This window comes from Companilactobacillus allii (assembly GCF_001971585.1).
GTDB lineage: Bacteria > Bacillota > Bacilli > Lactobacillales > Lactobacillaceae > Companilactobacillus > Companilactobacillus allii.
Genome location: NZ_CP019323.1, coordinates 74,990 through 96,528 on the forward strand (window position 1 = coordinate 74,990; position 21,539 = coordinate 96,528).

The 21,539-nt window shown below is 35.0% G+C and carries 19 protein-coding genes and 1 pseudogene; 7 read left to right on the top strand and 13 right to left on the bottom strand.

All coding sequences use genetic code 11. The annotated features are described in order from the left end of the window. Positions 1-78 precede the first annotated feature (78 nt). From gltX to BTM29_RS00430, 4 genes are read right to left on the bottom strand one after another with little or no spacing between them, the layout of a single operon-like run. Positions 79-1,575 carry a glutamate--tRNA ligase gene (gene gltX, locus BTM29_RS00415; protein ID WP_076613577.1) on the bottom strand — a complete coding sequence of 499 codons (1,497 nt, stop codon included), beginning with the start codon at positions 1,573-1,575 and terminating at the stop codon, positions 79-81. Then, on the bottom strand, positions 1,556-2,812 hold the full coding sequence (locus BTM29_RS00420; RefSeq protein ID WP_076613580.1) for a PIN/TRAM domain-containing protein: 1,257 nt from the start codon (positions 2,810-2,812) through the stop codon (positions 1,556-1,558). Before BTM29_RS00420 ends, gltX begins: the two co-directional genes overlap by 20 nt. 23 nt (positions 2,813-2,835) lie before the next feature. Beyond that, positions 2,836-4,206 carry a DNA repair protein RadA gene (gene radA, locus BTM29_RS00425; protein ID WP_076613583.1) on the bottom strand — a complete coding sequence of 457 codons (1,371 nt, stop codon included), beginning with the start codon at positions 4,204-4,206 and terminating at the stop codon, positions 2,836-2,838. A gap of 26 nt (positions 4,207-4,232) precedes the next feature. Further along, positions 4,233-4,775, bottom strand: a complete 543-nt coding sequence (locus tag BTM29_RS00430) for a dCTP deaminase/dUTPase family protein (RefSeq protein ID WP_076613586.1) — start codon at positions 4,773-4,775, stop codon at positions 4,233-4,235. A 165-nt stretch (positions 4,776-4,940) separates the two neighbouring features. Between BTM29_RS00430 and BTM29_RS00435 the strand changes: the two genes are divergently transcribed. The 5 genes from BTM29_RS00435 (at position 4,941) to BTM29_RS00455 (ending at position 12,209) form a co-directional block, all read left to right on the top strand. Continuing rightward, a complete protein-coding gene (locus tag BTM29_RS00435; RefSeq protein ID WP_076613588.1) occupies positions 4,941-5,240 on the top strand; it encodes a GNAT family N-acetyltransferase in 300 nt (99 codons plus the stop codon). After that, positions 5,241-5,930, top strand: coding sequence for a ribose-5-phosphate isomerase RpiA (rpiA, locus tag BTM29_RS00440; protein WP_076613590.1), 690 nt, complete (start codon positions 5,241-5,243; stop codon positions 5,928-5,930). A 22-nt stretch (positions 5,931-5,952) separates the two neighbouring features. Then, positions 5,953-7,296, top strand: coding sequence for a C1 family peptidase (locus tag BTM29_RS00445; protein WP_076613592.1), 1,344 nt, complete (start codon positions 5,953-5,955; stop codon positions 7,294-7,296). 273 nt (positions 7,297-7,569) lie between these two features. Next, positions 7,570-10,002 carry a Xaa-Pro dipeptidyl-peptidase gene (locus BTM29_RS00450; protein ID WP_076613594.1) on the top strand — a complete coding sequence of 811 codons (2,433 nt, stop codon included), beginning with the start codon at positions 7,570-7,572 and terminating at the stop codon, positions 10,000-10,002. Between the two features lie 122 nt (positions 10,003-10,124). Further along, a complete protein-coding gene (locus tag BTM29_RS00455; protein WP_076613596.1) occupies positions 10,125-12,209 on the top strand; it encodes a KUP/HAK/KT family potassium transporter in 2,085 nt (694 codons plus the stop codon). Between the two features lie 162 nt (positions 12,210-12,371). Here the strand turns inward: BTM29_RS00455 and BTM29_RS00460 are convergent, their stop codons facing one another. The 3 genes from BTM29_RS00460 to BTM29_RS00470 all read right to left on the bottom strand — a co-directional run bounded on the left by BTM29_RS00460 (position 12,372) and on the right by BTM29_RS00470 (position 14,337). Next, the gene (locus BTM29_RS00460) at positions 12,372-13,046 is read right to left on the bottom strand and encodes a 2,3-bisphosphoglycerate-dependent phosphoglycerate mutase (protein WP_076613599.1); all 675 of its coding nucleotides are present in this window, start codon (positions 13,044-13,046) and stop codon (positions 12,372-12,374) included. A gap of 109 nt (positions 13,047-13,155) precedes the next feature. Beyond that, positions 13,156-14,034: a cation diffusion facilitator family transporter gene (locus BTM29_RS00465; protein ID WP_083685882.1), complete on the bottom strand. Its 879-nt coding sequence runs from the start codon at positions 14,032-14,034 to the stop codon at positions 13,156-13,158. Between the two features lie 90 nt (positions 14,035-14,124). Beyond that, positions 14,125-14,337 (bottom strand): hypothetical protein, encoded by a 213-nt coding sequence (locus tag BTM29_RS00470; RefSeq protein ID WP_225972212.1) that lies wholly within the window; start codon positions 14,335-14,337, stop codon positions 14,125-14,127. A 200-nt stretch (positions 14,338-14,537) separates the two neighbouring features. On the opposite strand from BTM29_RS00470, the gene BTM29_RS00475 reads away from it, so the two are divergent. Beyond that, a complete protein-coding gene (locus BTM29_RS00475) occupies positions 14,538-15,335 on the top strand; it encodes a DUF4352 domain-containing protein (protein ID WP_076613604.1) in 798 nt (265 codons plus the stop codon). A 4-nt stretch (positions 15,336-15,339) separates the two neighbouring features. Here BTM29_RS00475 and BTM29_RS00480 read toward each other — a convergent pair whose 3' ends face one another. From BTM29_RS00480 to BTM29_RS00505, 6 genes and pseudogenes are all read right to left on the bottom strand, one after another. Further along, positions 15,340-16,080, bottom strand: a complete 741-nt coding sequence (locus tag BTM29_RS00480) for a CPBP family intramembrane glutamic endopeptidase (protein WP_076613607.1) — start codon at positions 16,078-16,080, stop codon at positions 15,340-15,342. A 540-nt stretch (positions 16,081-16,620) separates the two neighbouring features. Next, positions 16,621-17,008 (bottom strand): annotated as a pseudogene (locus BTM29_RS00485) (DUF956 family protein). 107 nt (positions 17,009-17,115) lie between these two features. Then, positions 17,116-18,027: a PTS system mannose/fructose/sorbose family transporter subunit IID gene (locus tag BTM29_RS00490; RefSeq protein ID WP_076613610.1), complete on the bottom strand. Its 912-nt coding sequence runs from the start codon at positions 18,025-18,027 to the stop codon at positions 17,116-17,118. A gap of 17 nt (positions 18,028-18,044) precedes the next feature. Continuing rightward, positions 18,045-18,857 carry a PTS mannose/fructose/sorbose transporter subunit IIC gene (locus BTM29_RS00495; protein WP_076613613.1) on the bottom strand — a complete coding sequence of 271 codons (813 nt, stop codon included), beginning with the start codon at positions 18,855-18,857 and terminating at the stop codon, positions 18,045-18,047. Between the two features lie 32 nt (positions 18,858-18,889). Continuing rightward, complete coding sequence (locus tag BTM29_RS00500) at positions 18,890-19,867, bottom strand: mannose/fructose/sorbose PTS transporter subunit IIA (protein ID WP_076613616.1); 978 nt, start codon at positions 19,865-19,867, stop codon at positions 18,890-18,892. Positions 19,868-20,430: 563 nt separating this feature from the next. Further along, positions 20,431-20,889 carry a helix-turn-helix domain-containing protein gene (locus tag BTM29_RS00505; RefSeq protein ID WP_076613619.1) on the bottom strand — a complete coding sequence of 153 codons (459 nt, stop codon included), beginning with the start codon at positions 20,887-20,889 and terminating at the stop codon, positions 20,431-20,433. A gap of 92 nt (positions 20,890-20,981) precedes the next feature. Here BTM29_RS00505 and BTM29_RS00510 point away from each other — a divergent pair, with 92 nt between their 5' ends. Continuing rightward, positions 20,982-21,521 carry an NADPH-dependent FMN reductase gene (locus tag BTM29_RS00510; protein WP_076613622.1) on the top strand — a complete coding sequence of 180 codons (540 nt, stop codon included), beginning with the start codon at positions 20,982-20,984 and terminating at the stop codon, positions 21,519-21,521. Positions 21,522-21,539: the final 18 nt, after the last annotated feature.

Here is a 21,539-nt window from a genome sequence, read left to right on the forward strand (position 1 = left end):
TATTATCCTTTCTACAGCAAAAGAGAGATTGAGGCAAACCTTTGTTTTGCTTCAACCTCTCTTTTAAAATATGTATTTTTATTTCATTTGATCCAAAGTCTTATCAATATTTGACAATGACTTTTCTTTACCGATCAATTCGATAGCTTCAGCAATTGCTGGACCATGCATTGTTCGTGTAGCGGCAATTCTAGCTGGCATATAAAGTTTTCTACCTTTAACACCTGTATCAGCACGAACCCCTTGAATAGCGGCCATGATTTGAGTAGCTGTAAAACGATTAAGTTTTTCCAACTTGCCACGTAGATCTTCAATGGCCTTTCTTGAATCATCATCAACCAATTCAGCTTGTTCGTCATCTGTTAATACATCAGGTTGGTTGAAGAAAATATCTGATAATTCAACAATTTGTTGTGTATAAGACATTTGTGGCATGTAAAGTTCTGTCAAATGTCTTACCCATTGAATCGTATTTGTATCCGGATCATCTGCAATACGTTTTGCTTCAATTAAGTTTTCTAGTACTAAGTCAGTGATTTCGCTGGCATCAGCAGTTTTAACATATTGGTTATTAACCCATTCAAGTTTCTTTTGATCAAACTTAGCGGGTGACTTACTCAAACGATTCTCATCAAAGATCTTAATGAATTGTTTACGATTAAATAATTCATCTTCTCCAACTGGGGACCAGCCAAGTAAGGTAATAAAGTTGAACATAGCTTCTGGCAAATATCCTAAAGCACGATATTGTTCGATAAATTGTAGGATGGATTCGTCACGTTTGCTTAGTTTCTTACCTGTTTCAGTATTTATGATAAGTGTCATGTGGCCAAATCTTGGTGCATCCCAACCTAGATCTTCATAAATCATTAATTGTTTTGGAGTATTAGCAACATGGTCATCCCCACGAAGAACATGACTAATTTCCATTAAGTGATCATCAACAACAACAGCAAAATTGTATGTTGGCATACCATCACGTTTTTGGATAACCCAATCTCCACCAATTGTATCTGAATCAATTGAGACTTTACCTTTAACGATATCGTCCCATTCATAAGTTTTGCCCTTTGGTACATGGATTCTAATTACTGGAGTTAATCCAGCGTCTTTTGCATCTTGTATCTTAGCAGCTTTTTCTTCTTCAGACATTCCGGCAAACTCATATTCATAATGAGGCATTTCACCATTGGCTTCTTGTTTCTCACGCATCTTTGTAAGTTGTTCTTCAGTCAGATATGATTCATAAGCCAATCCCTTATCGAGAAGCTCTTGAATGTATTTTTGATAGATATCTTTTCTTTCTGATTGACGATATGGACCATAATCACCGCCTATATCAGGGCCTTCATCCCAGTCAACACCTAGCCATTTGAGGTTTTCTAGTTGACTTTCTTCTCCACCTTTAACGTTTCTTTTTGTATCAGTATCTTCAATACGGATTACAAAAGTTCCCTTGTGGCTTCTTGCAAATAGGTAATTAAAAATAGCTGTTCTTGCATTACCAATGTGTAAATGACCTGTTGGACTTGGTGCATATCTTACTCGAATTTTATTATCTGACTTTTTTGCCATTTCTATGTTCTCCCCTTTTATTTCTAGAGTTGTTCTTAGAGTTCTTATTGGCATTATTAGTACTCTGTGTTGAACTACTCTTTTTATTGCCATTGTTACTTGTATTGCTTTGGATACCATTCATTGAATGTTTAGGCTTAGCAAATATCATTTTACCAGCATCAGTTTGTAATGCACTAGTTACAACGACATCCACTTGCTTATCTATGAAGTACTTACCATCTTCAACGACTACCATCGTACCATCCTCTAGATAAGCAACACCTTGTTCACGTTCAGTACCCGCTTTAATTACTTTAACAGTCATTGTTTCGCCTGGCAAAACCATGGGTTTCAAAACTTTGGCTAACTCATTAATATTAAGTACTTTAACATTTTGGAACTCACTGACCTTACTTAAATTATAGTCATTTGTGAGGACTGCACCACCTATTTCTTTAGCCAATTTCAATAATTTCATATCAACTTCGGGAATATTATCATAATCACGAGTGGTTGTTTCAATATTAATGGTTTGATCCATCTTCATTTCGTTCAAAATATCTAATCCACGTCTACCACGTTCACGTTTTTGATTATCACTTGAATCAGATATCAATTGTAATTCATGGACAACAAAATCTGGAACCATGATTTTACCTTCGAGGAATCCAGTTTGAGCCAATTGATGAATTCGACCATCAATAACAACTGATGTATCGACGATCTTATATGGATAGAATTCCTTTTTTACTGAACGACGTAAAACTTCACCGTCATAATCCATATCTTTTTTATCTGGTTCTGAATTTGTCTCTGTAGTCTTTCTTTTAGTGATAGAAAAACTCTTCCAGTCATTTCTTCTACTAGTACCCATACGAAATCCAATGAATCCAAAGATTATCATTAGAATCGGTGGAATAATATTAGCAAACATATTGTGCATCATATAAAAAGGAATGGAAATAATATTTGCTAAAATCAATCCTCCTATTAGGAATAGTGAACCAAATATGATCCATCCCGGTGATCGGGAATTCAAATACTTCTCTATCCTAGTGTTTGCATCTGTAATAGGTTTAATAAATAAAAACGACAATAGGTAAAATATAATTAATCCAATAAGTCCATCAATATAGCCGTTATTCAATAAACGCACATTATCTAATCCTGAAGCAATCCACAGCGCTGGCAAAATGGTTATACCAACCGCTAAGCCAAATAACGCGAAGACTGCATTAATAATATATTTTCGCATATATAAATATATACCTCCTCAATTTAATTAAATATCTTATTCATAGCTTCCACAACTGTATTAACACCAATAATTTCAATTTTATTATTCTTTGTCCAGTCGCCTAAGTTATTCTTAGGAACAAAAATACGCTTGAATCCTAATTTTTCAGCTTCATTCACACGTTGATCAATTCTATTCACACGACGAACTTCACCAGTTAATCCTACCTCGCCGACAAAACAGTCAGTAGCAGGAATCCCAATATTTTTATAACTCGACGCAATAGACATTACTAGTGCTAGATCAATTGCTGGTTCATCTAATTTTACACCACCAGTTGATTTCAAATAAGCATCTTGGTTTTGAAGCATTAAATTCCCACGTTTTTCTAAGACAGCCATTATAACAGATACTCGATTGTGGTCCAATCCAGTAGCGGTTCTTTTGGCATTTCCAAAAATAGTTGGAGTAATCAACGATTGAATTTCAACCAAAATAGGACGTGTTCCTTCCATTGAAACAACAACGGCAGAACCATTAGCATCTTTCAAACGTTCCTCAAGGAATATTTCAGATGGATTAGCCACTTCAACAAGTCCTTTAGTCTGCATTTCAAAAATACCAATCTCATTTGTTGAACCAAAACGGTTCTTAACTGAACGCAATATGCGGTAACTATGATGTGTGTCACCTTCAAAGTATAGAACAGTATCAACCATATGTTCCAGTATTTTAGGACCAGCGATGGCACCGCCCTTTGTAACATGTCCAACAACAAATACTGTAATATTTTGTTGTTTAGCAATATTCATCAATTCTGCAGTAACTTCTCTAACTTGAGAGATACTACCAACTGCGGAGGATATTTCTGGTTCATCCATAGTTTGAATAGAATCTATCACTAAATAATCAGGGTCCATATTATTGATCTGATCACGAATATAACTCATATCTGTTTGAGGATACACATACAATTCATCCCCACTAACGCCCAATCTATCAGCACGCATCTTTATCTGAGATGCACTCTCTTCACCAGAAACGTATAATACCTTTCCTCCAGTTTTTTGGAGTTGTCCCGAAACTTGCATCAATAAAGTTGACTTACCAATACCAGGATCACCACCTATAAGTATAAGTGATCCAGGAACGATTCCTCCACCGAGTACTCGATTCAATTCAGACATATCAGTTTTAACACGAGCTTCTTTTTCGAATGAAACATCATTGATTTTGATAGGTCTAGATGTAACATCGCTTGTTCTACGGCTTGGTGTAGCTTGAGCTGTTTCAACGTGCTCTACTTCTTCCACCATTTGGTTCCATGAACCACAATTAGGACAACGTCCCAAGTATTTTGGTGAAACGTAGCCACAGTTTTGACAAACGAATTTTGATTTTGATTTAGCCAATAAAATATTTCCTTTCTTCAGTTACATTATAGTCCAGATGAACCGAATCCACCTTGACGTTCTTTCAAACCACCTTCATCTGCGTCGGTAGTTAAATACTTCATAAAGATACCTTGAGCAAGACGTTCACCCTTTTTGATTTTATAATCTAATGGGAAGAAATTGATCAGTTGAACAAATAATTCTCCTTCATTTCCATCGTTATTATAGTAGTCGGCATCAACTACCCCAATACCATTTGGAATAGATAATCCACGTTTCAATGGGTTGCTTGAACGACTGGCAATAATTAATACTTCATCATCTTGCATATAAGCCTTGATACCAGTTGGTACTAAAACCGGCTTTATGCTCTTCTTTATTTCTTCAGTTTTGTTTTCGTCAATTTTACCTTTACCAAAAATAAACTTAATAACATTCAATACTCCAAACTTCCAAATTGAAGGAACTATAAAATCTTCTGAACTTTCAATATCATACCCAGCGGCATTTGTAGTTTGACGGACTGGTAAATTAACATCTGCATCTTTATATTTTGATACAATTTCAAAGCCACGTTTTTTAGTCAAATTAGTACTCTCCCATAGTATTAGATACTTAAAATAATAGCATTTATAGCCTTATAAAACTATTGATTCGACTGACTTTCTTCCATTAATAAGGTAATATTAAAGTAATCAAAGAGTGAGTGGAAATAATTTGGTTTCCTGTAGCTCGTTTAAGGGAGGTAGTTTATGGAAATAAAACACGTAGACGGTCGTTTCTACATTGAAGATAGTGAATTGATTGGTGAAATAACTTATTCTCCAGTTAAAGAAGGAATTATTTCAATTGATCACACTTTCGTCAATGAGAAATATCGTGGACAAGGTATTGCCGGTAGACTTTTGGATGAGGTTTTAACTTATGCAGATAGGGAAAACTTAAAAATTGTTCCTGTCTGTTCTTACGCAAAACTAGTATTTAAAAACAAACCTTCAATACGCTATTTATTAACTGAAAATTACCGCAAACTTTTGCAGGAGGATAACTAGTTGAATCAAAACGAATTAAAAAAGGCAGTCGGTGTTAAATCCGTCGACTTTATTGAGAGTAATACAGTCGTAGGTTTGGGTACTGGATCTACCGTTTACTATATGATAGAAGAACTTGGTAAAAGATACCAAGAAGGCAAAATCAAAAATATCGTTGGTGTTGCGACTTCCTCACGTTCAAGAAAACAAGCTGAAGAACTCGGAATCCCTATGAAGGACCTTAATGATGTTGATCACATTGATCTGACAATTGATGGTGCCGATCAAATAGACAAAAACTTCCAAGGAATCAAGGGTGGTGGTGCTGCTCACCTGCTTGAAAAGATGGTTGCTACAAATTCTCACAAGAACATTTGGATTGTTGATCAATCAAAAATGGCCGATAAACTTGGCAGTTTCCCACTACCTTTGGAAGTGATTCCTTTCGGTTGTGAAAAAACATTTGAAGATCTAAAAGCAGAAGAGTTGCATCCTAAGTTTCGTTTGGACGACAATGGTAGTAGAGTTTTGACTCATAACAAAAACTACGTTATTGATTTGAGCATTGGAACCATCAATCACCCACACTTATTAGCCGATTGGTTAGATCATCAAGTAGGGATCGTTGCACATGGACTATTTCTTGATCTAGTCAACACTGTTATCGTTGGATATGATGATGGTCCAAAAGTTATCAAAGATGTACGTTAATTATCGATAAGGGAGAGATTTTATGTCAAAAGAGATTACTTCAAAAGAACTAGAAAAATTTCAAACTGCCTTTGAACAAACACCAGGTTCATCCGCAATAAAAAATGCTGTTGCCAATAATGGTATCTTTGCATCAAGTGAAACTATGGCTTCTAAAATAGCCATGGATCCTACTTTTTCAGTAGAATTAGACACTGGATCTGTTTCTGATCAAAAACAATCAGGTCTATGTTGGGTATTTGCTGCATTAAATACTATGAGACATCCTATTCAAAGCAACTTCAAAATTAAAGGATTCGAACTTTCAGAAGGATATATGCTATTTTGGGATAAACTTGAAAAGTCAAACTTCTTCTATGAAAATGTTATTAACACTGCTGCTCTTCCAGTTGGTGATAGAAAAGTCGACTTCCTAATGACAACACCTCAACAAGATGGTGGTCAATGGGATATGATTATGGCACTTGTTCAAAAGTACGGTGTAGTACCAAAGAGCGTTATGCCTGATACTTACAGTAGAACAAAATCTTCAGAACTTAATACCGTTCTTAATACCAAATTACGCAAGAACGCTATCACATTGCGTGCCTTAGTAAATGAAAACAAATCTACTGAAGATATTGAACGTATAAAGGATGAAATGCTCAGTGAGATCTATAAGATCTTGGTATACACAGTTGGTGAACCACCAACTAAATTCGATTGGGCATATCGTGATGATGATAAAAATTATCACAAGGAAAGTAACATCACACCTCAAGAATTCTTCAAAAAGTATGTTGGTTGGAATCTAGACGACTATATTTCAACAATCAATGCTCCAACAGAAGACAAGCCATACAACCATGTCTACACAGTTGAAATGCTTGGAAATGTTCTTGGTGGACGTCAAGTACGTCATTTAAATCTTGAAATAAATGACTTCAAGAGTCTTGCTGTTAAACAACTTCAAGACGGAGAAGCTGTTTGGTTTGGTAGTGATGTTGGTCAAAGTTCCGATCGTAAAATCGGTATTATGGATACAGATGTATATAATATTGAAGATCTATTCAACACTGACCTTTCAATGACTAAGGCCCAAAGACTCGACTATATCCAAAGTATGATGACTCACGCCATGGTACTTACTGGTGTAGACTTGGACGACAATGGTCAACCCACAAAGTGGAAAGTTGAAAATTCATGGGGTGAAAAGGTTGGAACAAAGGGATATTTCGTAATGAGTGACTCTTGGTTTGATGAATTCGTATATCAACTAGTTATTAATAAGAAATATCTAAACGACGATTTAAAGAAAACCTTTGAAACAGAATCAAAAGATCCTAAAGTTCTAGCACCATGGGATCCAATGGGTGCTTTAGCTTAGAGTATAACTGAGTTGTAGTACAGAGAAGTCTGGTATTTACGTAAGTAAATGCTGGACTTTTTTGTACTAGATGGAAAAAATATATTTTTATAGCGAAAACGTGCGACAGAACACAATTTTCCTCGTATAATCCCCCCAAAAACGATATTTACTTACGTAAATACCATTTTTGGGGGGATTATACGTGAAAACTGAGCGTGTTCTGTCGCACTCTCTTTTTTTAATACCTTGAATACCCTATAATGAGACATATAATACGAAGGAGTTGTTCATATGAAAAATAATCAATTTGCCATCCGTCCAACTAACTTTGACACACAGATTAAAGAGCTACAAGACATTCATTTTTTAACATCAAATAACGAGATGATAACTGACCCAATCGACTTATTTAAAGATTTTCTACGAATAAGCTTTCTGGAAGCAAATTCAAAAGCTGTTTTTGAACAAAAATTATCGTCATACATGGCGACTCCAACTCAAAATGCACTAGAATATTTGAACTCTAATAATGAATTATCAGTAGAATCTTTCTATAATATTGCTTTACAGTTATTAAAGTTCAATCCAGATGTAGATTTCTCTTTTGAGGATCCACTTGGAGCAATGAAAAAAATACAATTAAATATTTCTGATCATGAAGGTGTTGTATTCACACTAAACGAACTAAAATCCGCTTGGTATTATTTACTTGCTACACATAATAAGAATGGCCAGACTTTTATCGATTCACTTGCCGCCAGAGGATACTTCACTCCTTTTTACGGGGATGTTGGTGAACCATTATTATTTAATGGTAAAACTATGCCAGTATTTGATCCACATAAGACAATTCGTGAAGTGGTCTATGTTGAGTCACCTCAAGATACTGATAACGATGGAAAACTAGATTTATTAAAAGCTGAAATACTCCGCCCATATGAATCAAATTCTGGGCTTAAAGTCCCATCTTTATACACAGCTAGTCCTTATAACCAAGGTACAAATGATGAGACCGGCGAAAAAGTTATGCACAATGTAAATATTCCCCTTGAACGAAAAGAACCCAATAATCTCAGTTATGATGATATTAAATATGTGGCACCACAAAAGAAACTTCCTAATAAAAGGACTGTTAACAGTCACGCCGAAGTCGCCGATGAGACCTTTTCTAGAGAACAATCGTATACATTGAACGATTACTTCTTAGCGAGAGGCTTTGCAATAGTTTATGCGGCCGGTATTGGAACTAAGGATTCTGACGGAATAAGAACTACTGGAGATCCTCAAGAAACAACTTCTACAGTTTCCATCATTGAATGGCTGGCCGGAAATCGTCGTGCATTTACTAATAAGTCAGACAACATAGAAATAAAAGCTTGGTGGTCTAACAAACATATCGCCATGACCGGTAGATCATATCTAGGAACACTTGCAACTGCTGCTGCTACATCCGGTGTCAAGGGTTTAAAAACTGTTATTAGTGAAGCGGCTATTTCCAGTTGGTACGACTATTACCGTGATGGTGGTTTAGTTATTGCTCCTGGTGGGTTTCCTGGTGAAGATGCAGATGTTCTAGCCGAGGAAACACTTAGTCGACGTCTGCAACCTGGTGATTTTTATAAAATCCAACCATTCTGGGACAAAAAGCTTCAGGAAATAACTGATAAACAAGACAGAGCCAGTGGTAACTATAATACATTCTGGGATGCTCGTAACTATCATAAGAATTTCAAGAATATAAAAGCTGATGTACTAATGGTTCACGGTTTGAATGATTGGAACGTTAAGCCTAGAAATGTCGAGAGATTATGGAATGGTATACGTAATAACGGCGTTATACAAAAGATAATATTGCATCAAGGACAACACATCTATATAAACGCGTTTCGTTCAATCGATTATACGGATATTATCAATTTGTGGTTAACTCATGAATTATTAGATATTGATAATCAAGCTGAAAAAATAATTCCTGATGTTATTATTCAAGACAATGTACAGCCCGAGACTTGGAACAAGTATTCTGACTGGAGTAATAAAGACAATCAAAAGATTAAATACAATTTATCGGATGATAAGCTATCAATTTCCGCACCTACCAATGAAACATTGACCTTTAGTGACCAGTTGAATTCAGACTTATTTGACCGTTATAAGAATCATAACGATACCTGGCAACATGACTTAGTCGACATTTCTAATAACAACATGACACATAATCGACTACTATTCACTACTAACAATATAGAAGAAACTGTTATTGATGGAATCGTTAAGATCAACTTAAATGTTGCTTCAAGTGAAGATCTAGGTATGTTAAGTTTCCAACTCATTGACTATGGATTAAGCAAGCGACTTAAAGTTTCACCAACGCTATTATCAAAGAATGGTCTAGCTGGAACCTTTGATTGGCGTGAAGATGATCTTCGTGAATTTGAACTTGGTGAACCAACAGATTATAAAATGATAACCAAAGGTCATGTAAACTTGCAAAATCGTGATAATGCGTATAGAGTAAACGACCTTGAGCCAAATACGTTCTATCCACTATCTGTTGAACTTCAACCAACCTTTTATCGTGTTCCAAAGGATCACAAATTAGGATTGATAATTTACTCAACTGATTTTGGAATGACTGTTCGTGGCAATAAAGATATTAAATACTCAATTCAAACTGGTGAATCAAATATTGTTGTTCCAATTCATTCGGACACAATAATTTAAACCAAAAATCGATTTTAACACTTAGAATAAGCTTCTCTAACTAGACCAAAATTAAAGGGTTCCATGCGGTCATCTCTAATGTTATAATCGCGTTTGAACTGTTTAATTTGGAGATTATTTATATGGAAAAAAATCAATTGAATTCACTAAAAAATAACCCCCACTCAAAAATGAGCGTAGCAGGATTCTTAATTGCCTTAGGAATCGTTTACGGAGATATTGGTACTTCACCTCTTTACGTTATGCATTCATTAATGGTTGGGAATGGTGGTCTAGATAAAATGTCCACCAACTTTATTTTGGGTAGTGTATCTTTAATATTTTGGACACTTACGATAGTTACGACTGTCAAATACGTGTTAATCGCATTGCGAGCTGATAACCGTGGTGAGGGTGGTATTTTTGCCCTTTACACTTTAGTCAGAAAGCGTGCCAAATGGCTAATTATTCCAGCCATGATTGGTGGAGCAACATTTTTAGCTGATGGTATGATGACGCCTGCTGTTACAGTTACTGCCGCTATTGAAGGACTTAAAGGTATTAAATTCAATGGCAATGTTTTAATAAGTAACCAGACACACGTTATTATTATAACGATGGTGATTCTTTCTACCTTATTCTTTATTCAAAGATTCGGGACACAATTAATTGGTCGTGCATTTGGACCAATTATGCTAGTTTGGTTTTCATTCCTTGGCCTAATGGGTATTTATAATATTACCTTTGATTGGACAATTATTAGAGCTTTGAATCCATACTATGCTATTGCATTACTGCAAAGCCCCGTTAATATCCGTGGTATCTTTATTTTGGGTAGTATTTTCCTAGCAACTACTGGTGCTGAGGCATTATATTCTGATATGGGACACGTTGGACGTCCAAACATCTATACTAGTTGGCCATTCGTTAAAATATGTCTCTTGCTTAGTTACTTAGGACAAGCAGTTTGGATTTTACGTTTAAAAGATGATCCAAAACTATTGGCAATGGGCTCAACAATGAATCCTTTCTACCAATCAATGCCTGACAATTTGCGATTATTCGGTATTTTGCTTTCAGCAATGGCCGCAATTATTGCCTCACAGGCTTTGATTTCTGGTTCATATACCTTAGTTTCTGAAGCAACAAAATTAAGAATTCTTCCTCGTTTAAAGACCTATTACCCAACTAACTTTAAGGGACAGTTGTATATTCCAACTGTCAATTCAATAATCTGGGTAGTTTGTCTGTTCATAGTTATGTTCTTCAAAACATCTGAGAATATGTCAAACGCGTACGGTCTAGAAATAACTATTACAATGTTAATGACGACAATTCTCTTGCACCAATGGTTGTTAATGAAACGAGCCAATCGCTTCTTCTCAACGATAGTCATTAGTTTCTTCTTCATTATTGAAATAATATTCTTCATCACAAATAGTAGTAAGTTCATTCATGGTGCTTATATCACAATGGGTATTGCTGCTATTTTGATAAGTGTTATGTTCATTTGGAGATACGGCGATAGGTTGATGGATGACAATACATTCAGAAGTCATTTTGCCTCACTATTGGCTTTTAAGCATCAATTAAACGACCTTAGAAAAGACCCTAGTTATCCACTTTATACAACAAATTTAGTTTATTTAACAAAGGTTCATGATGGCTATAGGATCAAAAAGAATATTCTTTATTCAATCTTAGATAAAAGGCCAAAACGCGCTGAAGTGTATTGGTTTGTAACTGTAAATGTTACCGATGAACCTTATACTGCAGCTTACAGTGTTGAGACTTTTGATACTGATTATATGGTCAGTGTTCAATTGTATCTTGGTTTCCGTGTTGATCAAAAGGTTAATGTCTACTTAAGACAAGTTGTTAATGACATGATGGCAAACGGTGAGATCAAACCACAGCCACAGAAATATACAACGATTCCTGATCGTCAAGTTGGTGACTTTTCATTTGTTCTTATTAAAGAAGCACTATCTCCTGACACTAAAATCAGTGGACTTAAAAAGGCCATTATCCGCGCACGTTTAGCACTTCAAAAATTCATCTCACCTGCTAGCTGGTTTGGATTATCATATAGTGATGTTATTGAAGAACGTGTTCCTCTTGTTCTAGGAAAGATCTCAATGAATAGACTTCGCCTAGTACGTAAGGATCGTTCAGCATTACAAGATATCCCTATTGACCAACCGATTGATGACGATGACGATGAGTAAACAAATCAGAGTATGGAAAAACACGTTCAGTTTTCGAGTCTAATAAAAAAGAAGCTGGTATTTACGAAAGTAAATATCGGCTTCTTTTTTATTAGACGGAGGAAATTGTGTTTTGGAACACGTTTTCACTACAAATTTGAGTAAAAACAAAGTTTGTCACAATCACTTTTGTTGTCTATTTGTTTTTAGAATGTTCAATTTAGTATCCATTTCATAGATCAACGGAACACCATTTTCAACCTCGACCCCATCAATATCCTTATCACTGATATTCTCAAGATATTTAATTAAGGCTCTAATAGTACTCCCATGTGCAACGATTAATTGGTTTTCACCAGCTAACAATTTTGGTGCAACGACATCAATATAATATGGAACGATACGATTATATGCTTGAAATAAACTTTCTGACAAAGGCATTACCCTTCTATCTAGATACTTATAAGGCCCAATTGATGGATCTGGCTTATCCAATTGTGGTGGAATTGTGTAATAACTTCTACGCCACAATCTAACTTGCTTTGCTCCATATTTATTACGTGTCATTTCCTTATTCTGGCCACGAAGTGCTCCATAATGTCTCTCATTTAAGCGCCAAGATTTAATTATTGGCACATAATTAATATCCAAATCATCCTGAATAATATACGCTGTCATAATTGCGCGTTTCAAAACGGAAGTATGAACACATTTGATATCCAATCCATGTAGCTGTTTAGCTGCATCATGAGCTTGTTTGATTCCCTCTTTAGTAAGATCAACATCACTCCAGCCGGTGTAGTGATTCAATGCATTAGCGGTACTTTGTCCATGTCTGACCATGATAAGCTTTACCATTTATGACATTACCAACTTTCTTGAAATATACCTACTTATACTATCACAATCATCATTTGAAATAAAAAAAGTGATTGAAAATTATAATCATATTTTCAATCACCAATTCCTAATCAATTAAGGGATCCTTCAACCCACGTGTACATTCTGCTTGCAACGTAACATGTGAGACACCGAATTCTTTTTTTAATAGTGAATCAACCTGATCGTATATCACTTCAAGCTGATCCATATTGCATTTTTTACGTACGTTTAAATGTGCATCCAAGATTATGAAATTTTCATCAATCATCCAAACATGGACGTGATGAATGCCAACGACATCTGGTACAGTTAAAACGCATCGCTTGACAGCCTCTAAATCGATATTAGGACTAGCTTCCATCAAGATGTTGATAGTTTCCTTAACGACATCAAAAGCTTCTTTAAGAAGCCATATGGCGATAATTATCGTAATTAACGGATCAACCCAAGTCCAATTGAATAGAATAATAAATATTGAGGCAACAAAAACACCTATTGATGATAATGTATCTGACAACATGTGCAAAAATGTGGCTTTAATATTTAGGTTATCCTTCGAACCAGACCAAAGTGCCAGCATGGATATCACATTAGCCAACAAACCAACAATGGACACTCCCATCATTAATAATCCATCGATGTGTTGCGGCTTTTGAAATCTTCTAATTGACTCAATAATCATTATAATAGTAATAATTATCAGAATGCTAGAATTTACAAACGCAGCTAATATTTCAGCACGCTTATAACCAAATGTTTTAGCAGAATTATTATGTCTTTGGCCAATAACGTTGGCAACATATGAAATAACAATGGAAATAGAATCTTCCAGGTTATGAACGGCATCAGATAATAGTCCTAAACTTCCAGAAATAATTCCACCAAAAAATTCAGCAATTGTGATAATCAAATTTAAAATGGTTACGGCAAGAAATTTTCTGCCAGTGATTTTTGTATGATCCAAAAATATCACTCCCTTTAAGTAAATAATAACATTTACTCAAAAAAAAGAAGACTAGTTTAAACTAGTCTTCACACACAAATACAAATTTTGTTATCTAGTTGTAACCGGCTTTGCTGCAACTTTGATAGGATGAGCAACATCAATGATATCAGAGAATCTGTTTGTAACATAATCTCTCATACCGTCACGTGCTTCTTTTTTAGAAACGTTGTGACAAATGCGCTTCTTAGCAATTCTTTGGCCTGTCTTATCTAGAAAATTACAAGTAACCTCGTAATCGCCATTACCAAAAAACAACATCATTGTGACCCCCTTTTATATTAAGATAAAAATACCCCTGATGTTTCGACCAGATATTTATACCACTTTTCAAAAGACGTTACAACACCTTGAGATGAAATTTCTGAAAAAAGAACTTTTAAATGACAATTTTTAATTTACATGAAAAAAATATGCTATTATTGCTCTATATAGTTTCATGCAGATTGTTATAGGAGAAAAACATGAACACACGTAGTGGTAAAAACAACAACAAAAATAATCAAAGATATCCACAAAAAAACATTGAAAATAGTCGTCTTTCACGTGATAAAAGACGTAGAAAACAATTACCCTTTTATAAAAAAAATGGCTTTATAATCACTACAATTATTGTAGTGATTATTGTAGTTGTCGCTGCCTTCATTATTTGGAATGTTAATGAAAAAAGTGACAATAAAACTGTTGAAAATAATATTCAAAAGGTTTCTCCAACAAAAAAGACTACTGAGAAAAAGCCAAAAGCAGTTGAAAAGAAAAGTAAAAAACAGGCTGACCAAAAAGTTAAAGATGAAACAAAAAATAGTGATGAATCAAAATCATCTGATAACGAACAATCTACTGATACGTCCAATGATATAAAGAATCCTGGTTCGTATGATAATTTAGTTTACAAAACTGATTGGTATACTTTTAAGTTTTCAAATGATGTTAAATTGGTTAAAGATGCTAATGGGGATGCTGCTTTATTAGTTAAATATACTTATACAAATAACACTCAAAGTGCTGAAAATCCTCAAAAAGTTCAAGCTAACGATATTACTCTTAAACAAGACGATAAAGCCTTATCACCTACATCACCGACTGGTGACTATGCTGACTTAGTGAATGCTACCAACTCTCAATCAGTAAAAACTGGGGATAGTTTTGATGGTGCACTATTAGTCAAAGTTGACAACACTGACTCAAATGTCAATATGTACTTCAAAAATGTTCAAACAAACGCTGACTTAGACACAATGCAACCATTCAAACTTAAGTAAAATCTTATACTTCTGTATTTATCTTCAATCCCTTAGTCTGATATCCCGAAATAAACAACGCAATAACTAGTAAGAACAAACAAGCAACTAAAGCAGCTATTGAAAATTGCATCTTGCTAGCTTCCCTAAGCGTACTTGGGGATAACAATGGGAAAAGATCCTTAAGCATGTGCAAAACAATAACCAAGCTCAAATTATTCGTTTTCACATATATTGTACCCAACAATAGTCCAAATGATATGGCAAAAATAACTTGTATACTAACATATCCAAACGATACGCTTTTCAAGTTTATTAAATGCATCAAGCCAAATAAGACACTTGATCCTAGTACTGCTTGAAATGCTCTACCTCTGAATAGACGCAAGAATAGCGGTATCATCAAGCCACGAAAGCAGAATTCTTCTGCTAAACCAACCAAAATCGTCATTATAAGTATTTCTATTTTGAATGACATATCATTTACAAAGAACATCGCTGAACTCAAATATGCTACAAAAATGATTGTCGGTAAGGCAGTCATTATTTGTTGTTCTATTTTATCAAAATTTATCCAATGAATTTGTTGATGAAGCCAATATTTATTCAACATAAAACTTGCTACGAAAACAATTAAGTCAGCTATTCCCTGTCTTATGTTAGTGTTCAATCCATTTGGAATTACCATTGAGGAAATGAATAACATGATCGGAAAAATAATCCATGCAATAAATATATTTAACAGATTTGATTTCAATATTTTCATTTAATATCCTCTTTTTTTGCCTAATTCTAACATTTACAATTATTTTTTAAAATAAATTGACATGGAACGCGTTCCATGTAGTATCCTATAGTTGTTGATGAGAGGTGGTAACGACCACTTACCTCGACATTTTAAATGACAATTGTAAAACATTCAGCCATGTTAATTACAATTATATATATTTTTTGAAAGATGCTCACCCTTCAACGACTCTTTCAAATTGGTCTAACGACCCAAAAACACCCAGGCTTACCTTTTGGTAAGTCTTTTTGTGTGGAACAAAAAAGGGAGCTGTGACGTAACCATTTTTCTACTCAAACTTGCAGTGAAAACGTGTGACAAAACACAATTTTCTCCCTATAAGTCCAAAAAGGGGTTGTGACATAACTCCTTTTCTACTCAAACTTGCAGTGAAAACACGTGACAAAACACAATTTTCTCCCTATAAGTCCAAAAAACCGATATTTACTTACGTAAATACCGGCTCTTTGGGCTTATAAACGAAAACTGAACGTGTTTTGTCACGCTCTTTGAATTATATTATGATTTCTTATTTCTTTTTCTAAATATATTCTTAAGACTTCGACTGATAACTTGGAAAAAGCCAAGTGATTGCACAATATCCTTAGGCTTAATGTACACACGAATGGCCCTTAGAACACGTTTTGGATCCTTTGATGAGAAAGTAAACATTCCATTTTTTTTTCGTTTGTATGGCAAATCTTGGTATCCATTTGCCCTTAAACATAACAGAAACGATAACTCTTCTGACCTCGTCCCAAGGAATTTGAATAAAGTTCTTATTATCCCTATCACTATAAAATTCAAAACCTTTATCACCAACCATGATTTTACCGTACTCGGATAATCCCATGTGTGATGTTCCATTAATTACTAAATCGGATTTTGTATTTATTGATTGGACCATTTAATCCACTCCATTTCTTAAAATACTAATAGTTAATCATATTATACAACTAAAAAAGGATGAACCCATAAGAGTCCATCCAATAAGGAACCTGATTCATTAAATTATTACATAATGTGAATAACGTGTAGAATTACACCAACAACGAATAATCCAAGGATAATAACGATTGGTGAAACTTTCTTCTTAAGTAACCACATACAGAACAATGTTAGAAGTAAAGCAGCCAAACCTGGTACCAATTGGTCCAAGTTATCTTGCAAAGTTGTAACCTTGCTTGATGTCAATGATAGACCAGCTTTTTGTTGAATCAATGCTTCTTTAACACCTTGTGCACCTGCTGGAAGATGTGCCCAGTCAATAAATGCACCTTTGTCCAACTTAACAGTTGAAACAGTTGGTGTAAACTTAACAACAACCCAACGGTTAATCAAGGATCCTAGAATAAACATACCTAGAATTGAAGCACCTTTAGTAATGTCTTGTAGCAAACCACCAGACATATCTTCAGTAATTGCTGAACCTGCTTTGTATCCTAATTCTTGTGTATACCACATGAATCCCATACGAATAGCATTCCATACTACGAAGTAAATGATTGGTCCTAAGATGTTACCAGTCATAGCAAGTGAAGCAGCTAGTGCACCAACGATAGGCTTAACAGTGAACCAGAACACAGGATCACCAATACCTGCCAATGGACCCATCATACCAACTTTAACACCTTGAATAGCAACGTCATCAACGGGAGCACCATTAGCACGTTCCTCTTCAAGAGCCATAGTAACACCCAAAATAGGTGAAGCTAAGTAGGGGTGACAGTTAAAGAACTCCATGTGACGCTTTAATGCTGCGGCACGGTCTTCTTTAGTTGTATATAATTTTTTTAGTGCTGGAATCATTGCATAAGTCCAGCCACCGTTTTGCATACGTTCGTAGTTCCATGAACCTTGAATGAAAGTTGAACGCCACCAAACGGAGATTCTATCTTTTTTACTTAATTTTAATTCTTCAGCCATATTAATCTTCCTCCGTCCTAGTAATTATCTATTATGTCGCCAACTGGATCACCGGTGTTTGAACCTCCACCGCCGTTATTTGAACCACCGCCACTCTTTGAAAGAGTTAGGTAGATCAAAGCTAGTGAAATACCGATAGTACCAAGTGCGATTAATGTAAGATCTGTAACAGTTGCTAGAACAAAACCAATAGCAAAGAATGGCCATACTTCTTTAGAAGCCATCATGTTGATAACCATTGCATAACCAACGGCAACAACCATACCACCACCAATGGCAAGACCATCAGTTAACCATGCAGGCATGGATGATAACATAGCTCTAACGGGACCAGGACCAACAGCAAGAATCAATGCTGCAGGAATAGCAATACGAACACCTTGCATAGCAATGGCGACGATTTGCCAAATTTCAATCTTTCTAAAACTACCTTCTTCAGCAGCCTTATCCATGATATGAACAATACCAGTTGCTAATGTACGAACAATAATTGTTAGTAACAAACCAGCAACAGCAAGTGGAACGGCAATGGCAATAGCTGACGCTACACCCTTTCTACCTTCTCCACCTAAAACTAAAATTATAGCAGAAGCTACAGATGCCAAAGCGGCATCAGGTGCAACAGCGGCACCGATATTTGCCCAACCTAAGGCGATCATTTGTAATGAACCACCTAAGATCAAACAAGGAATTAAGTTACCTGTAACTAATCCGATCAAAGTACAGGCGATAACTGGTTGATGAAAATGGAATTCATCCAAAATACCTTCCATACCAGCTAAGAAAGATACTAGAACGACTAGTATTATTTGAATAGCATTCAATTGCATGAGTATTTATCCTCCATATATATTCTAAAAATTTACTTGTTTTTATTTAATTCAGCTTGAGCCTTATTCAAAATTGAGTCCATGTTGTCTTGTGAATCTGTTGGGACTTTACGAACATCAAATTTGATACCCTTATCTTCAAGCTTCTTAAATGTATCAATATCATTTTGGTCAAAAGCCAAAACTTTATTAGGTTGAACTTTTCCGGCAGAATGTGCCATTGATCCAACGTTTAGTTCCTTCAATGGAACTCCACCTTCAATTGCACGTAGTGCATCTTGAGGTGTTTCGAATAATAGTAAAGCACGTTGACCACCAAAGTGCTTATCATCCTTTGCTAACTTGATCATTTGGTCAACTGGAACAACGTGAGCTTTAACACCAACTGGTGCAGCTTGTTGAATCAATTGTGTACGCAAATCATCTTTAGCAACAGCATCAGATACAACGATAATACGTGTAGGTGTTACTGACTTGGACCATGCTGTAGCAACTTGTCCATGAAGTAAACGTGAATCGATACGTGATAATACGTATTTGAATGATCCTGGTTTACCAGTATTAGCTACTTGTTGTTCTGAAGTTGCAGGTTTTGCAGCTTCTTTAGGTTGTAGTTCTTCTGGACGAACTTTAACCCCATCTTTTGCTGTCTCAAGAATATGTGCAGCGATCTCATGTGCACTATCCATTGACAAACGTGAAGCATAAGCTTCAATAAGCATTGGCAAGTTTAAGCCGGCGACGATTGCCCACTTATCCTTATGTGCTTCAAACAAGCCATTAACTTGATTGAATGGTGTACCACCCCAAAGATCGACTAGGAACAAGACTTGGTCTTGATCTTTAAAAGTAGCAATTGCTTCTTCCAACTTTGCCTTTAAGTCATCAGGACCCATATCAGGCATCAATGTAACGGCTTGAACTTCTTCTTGTTCGCCGAAAATCATTGATCCGGACTGTTTGATGCCCTTGGCAAATTCGCCATGACTGGCAATGATAATTCCTACCATCTTTAATCCTCCTTATTTTTTGTATCGAAGCGCTTACATCAGCTACCCATTGATAACTTTTATAATATAAATAACAAATTATGTCTTAATAAAACGCCTCAATCGAGCTCACCCTTCTTGTGAACCCTTTCATAATATCATTTTTTCAGAAAAAAAACACCTCTTTAAACAAAAAAAATCACACTATAAGCAATTAAATTATTCTCAACAGAATAATTATTCGTATTTTTTGATTCTTTTAATAAGATAACCGCTACCAAAGGCCTGTCGCCTGTGTTTCATAATCCCCATCTTATGGTCTAGACTAAAGGTTTGCTATTGTTCTAAACGAACAATAGCACTCAAAAGCAAAGGCTGAAAATCCAAACGTTTTAGTCCTCTTTCAGCCATTTTGTTCTACAAAACTATTTTTTTATTTTTTTTCAATTTTTTAACCAATATTAAAATTTTAATAAATCAGTTTTCACTTGTTTTAAATGTATAACATTATTCATTCGGCTTTCTTCCTATTGTAAGTTAAAAAAATAATTGGTAATGATAATCCAATTTACTGAAATTGGTAGCTACCTCTTGTCGTTAACGATTATTCTCAAAAAATCAATTATTGTCCTAATATCTTCATCTGAAAATTTTGAAGTAGCCTTTTGAAGACTCAATAGAGTTATTTTATCCAACTTGATTTTTACTTTTAATAACTCTTGTCCCTCACTCGTAAGTCTTAATTGCCATTCTTTTTTATTATCTTCATCTTTGAACTTATCAATTACTTTTAATCTTTGTAATTTAGTAGCCGATCTTGAACTAGTAGCCTGCGATACTTTTAATTTTTCTGGCAAGGATTTTAACAATATAGTATCGCTATTTTTAAATAAACCAACCAGACGGAATTCCCTTGTATCGCATTGTTTGATTATATTCTTTAGCCGTGGATCATTTGTCTGATCTAGTGCCCACTTTTTTTCTTGATCATTTTTAGAATCATTTGCTAAAAATTGGTTAAGTAATTCAATTATATTTTCCATATTATTTATTCTCCTGAATACATATTGACATATCTACAGATTGTTGTAAAATATCTATTCAGATGAATAAATATTGAAAGAAGATATGATTTATGAAGAACATAGGTATTATTGTAGGAAGTAGTCGACCAACCAGAGTATCTCTAAGTATTGCCAACTGGGTAAAGGATAATCTAGACTCGAATTCTTTAAATTTTGAGATAATCGACTTAAAAGAAATCAGTCTACCCTTTTTAGATGAACCAGATATTCCCGCTCATGGAAATTATCAGAATAAACATACTAAAGACTGGGCAAAACTAATCAACAACTATGATGGATTCATTATTATTTATCCACAATATAACTGGGGATATCCGGCTGTATTAAAAAACGCTTTGGACTATCTTTATAAAGAATGGGCTCATAAACCAGTTTCTAGCGTTGTTTACGGGTCACATGGAGGATTTCAAGCTGAAATTGCTTTGGACCTTGTTTTGAACGGATTACATATGAACATTTTAAATAGTAAGGCGAGTTTGAGCTTTGATAACTCTAAGGAATTGAACCCTACCATTGATTTCAAAAAGTACGAATTTAGTATTAAACAAATCGGTTATGAACTCGAATCTATATTTAATGAAGATATATAACCTACTTAGCGTTTTTTA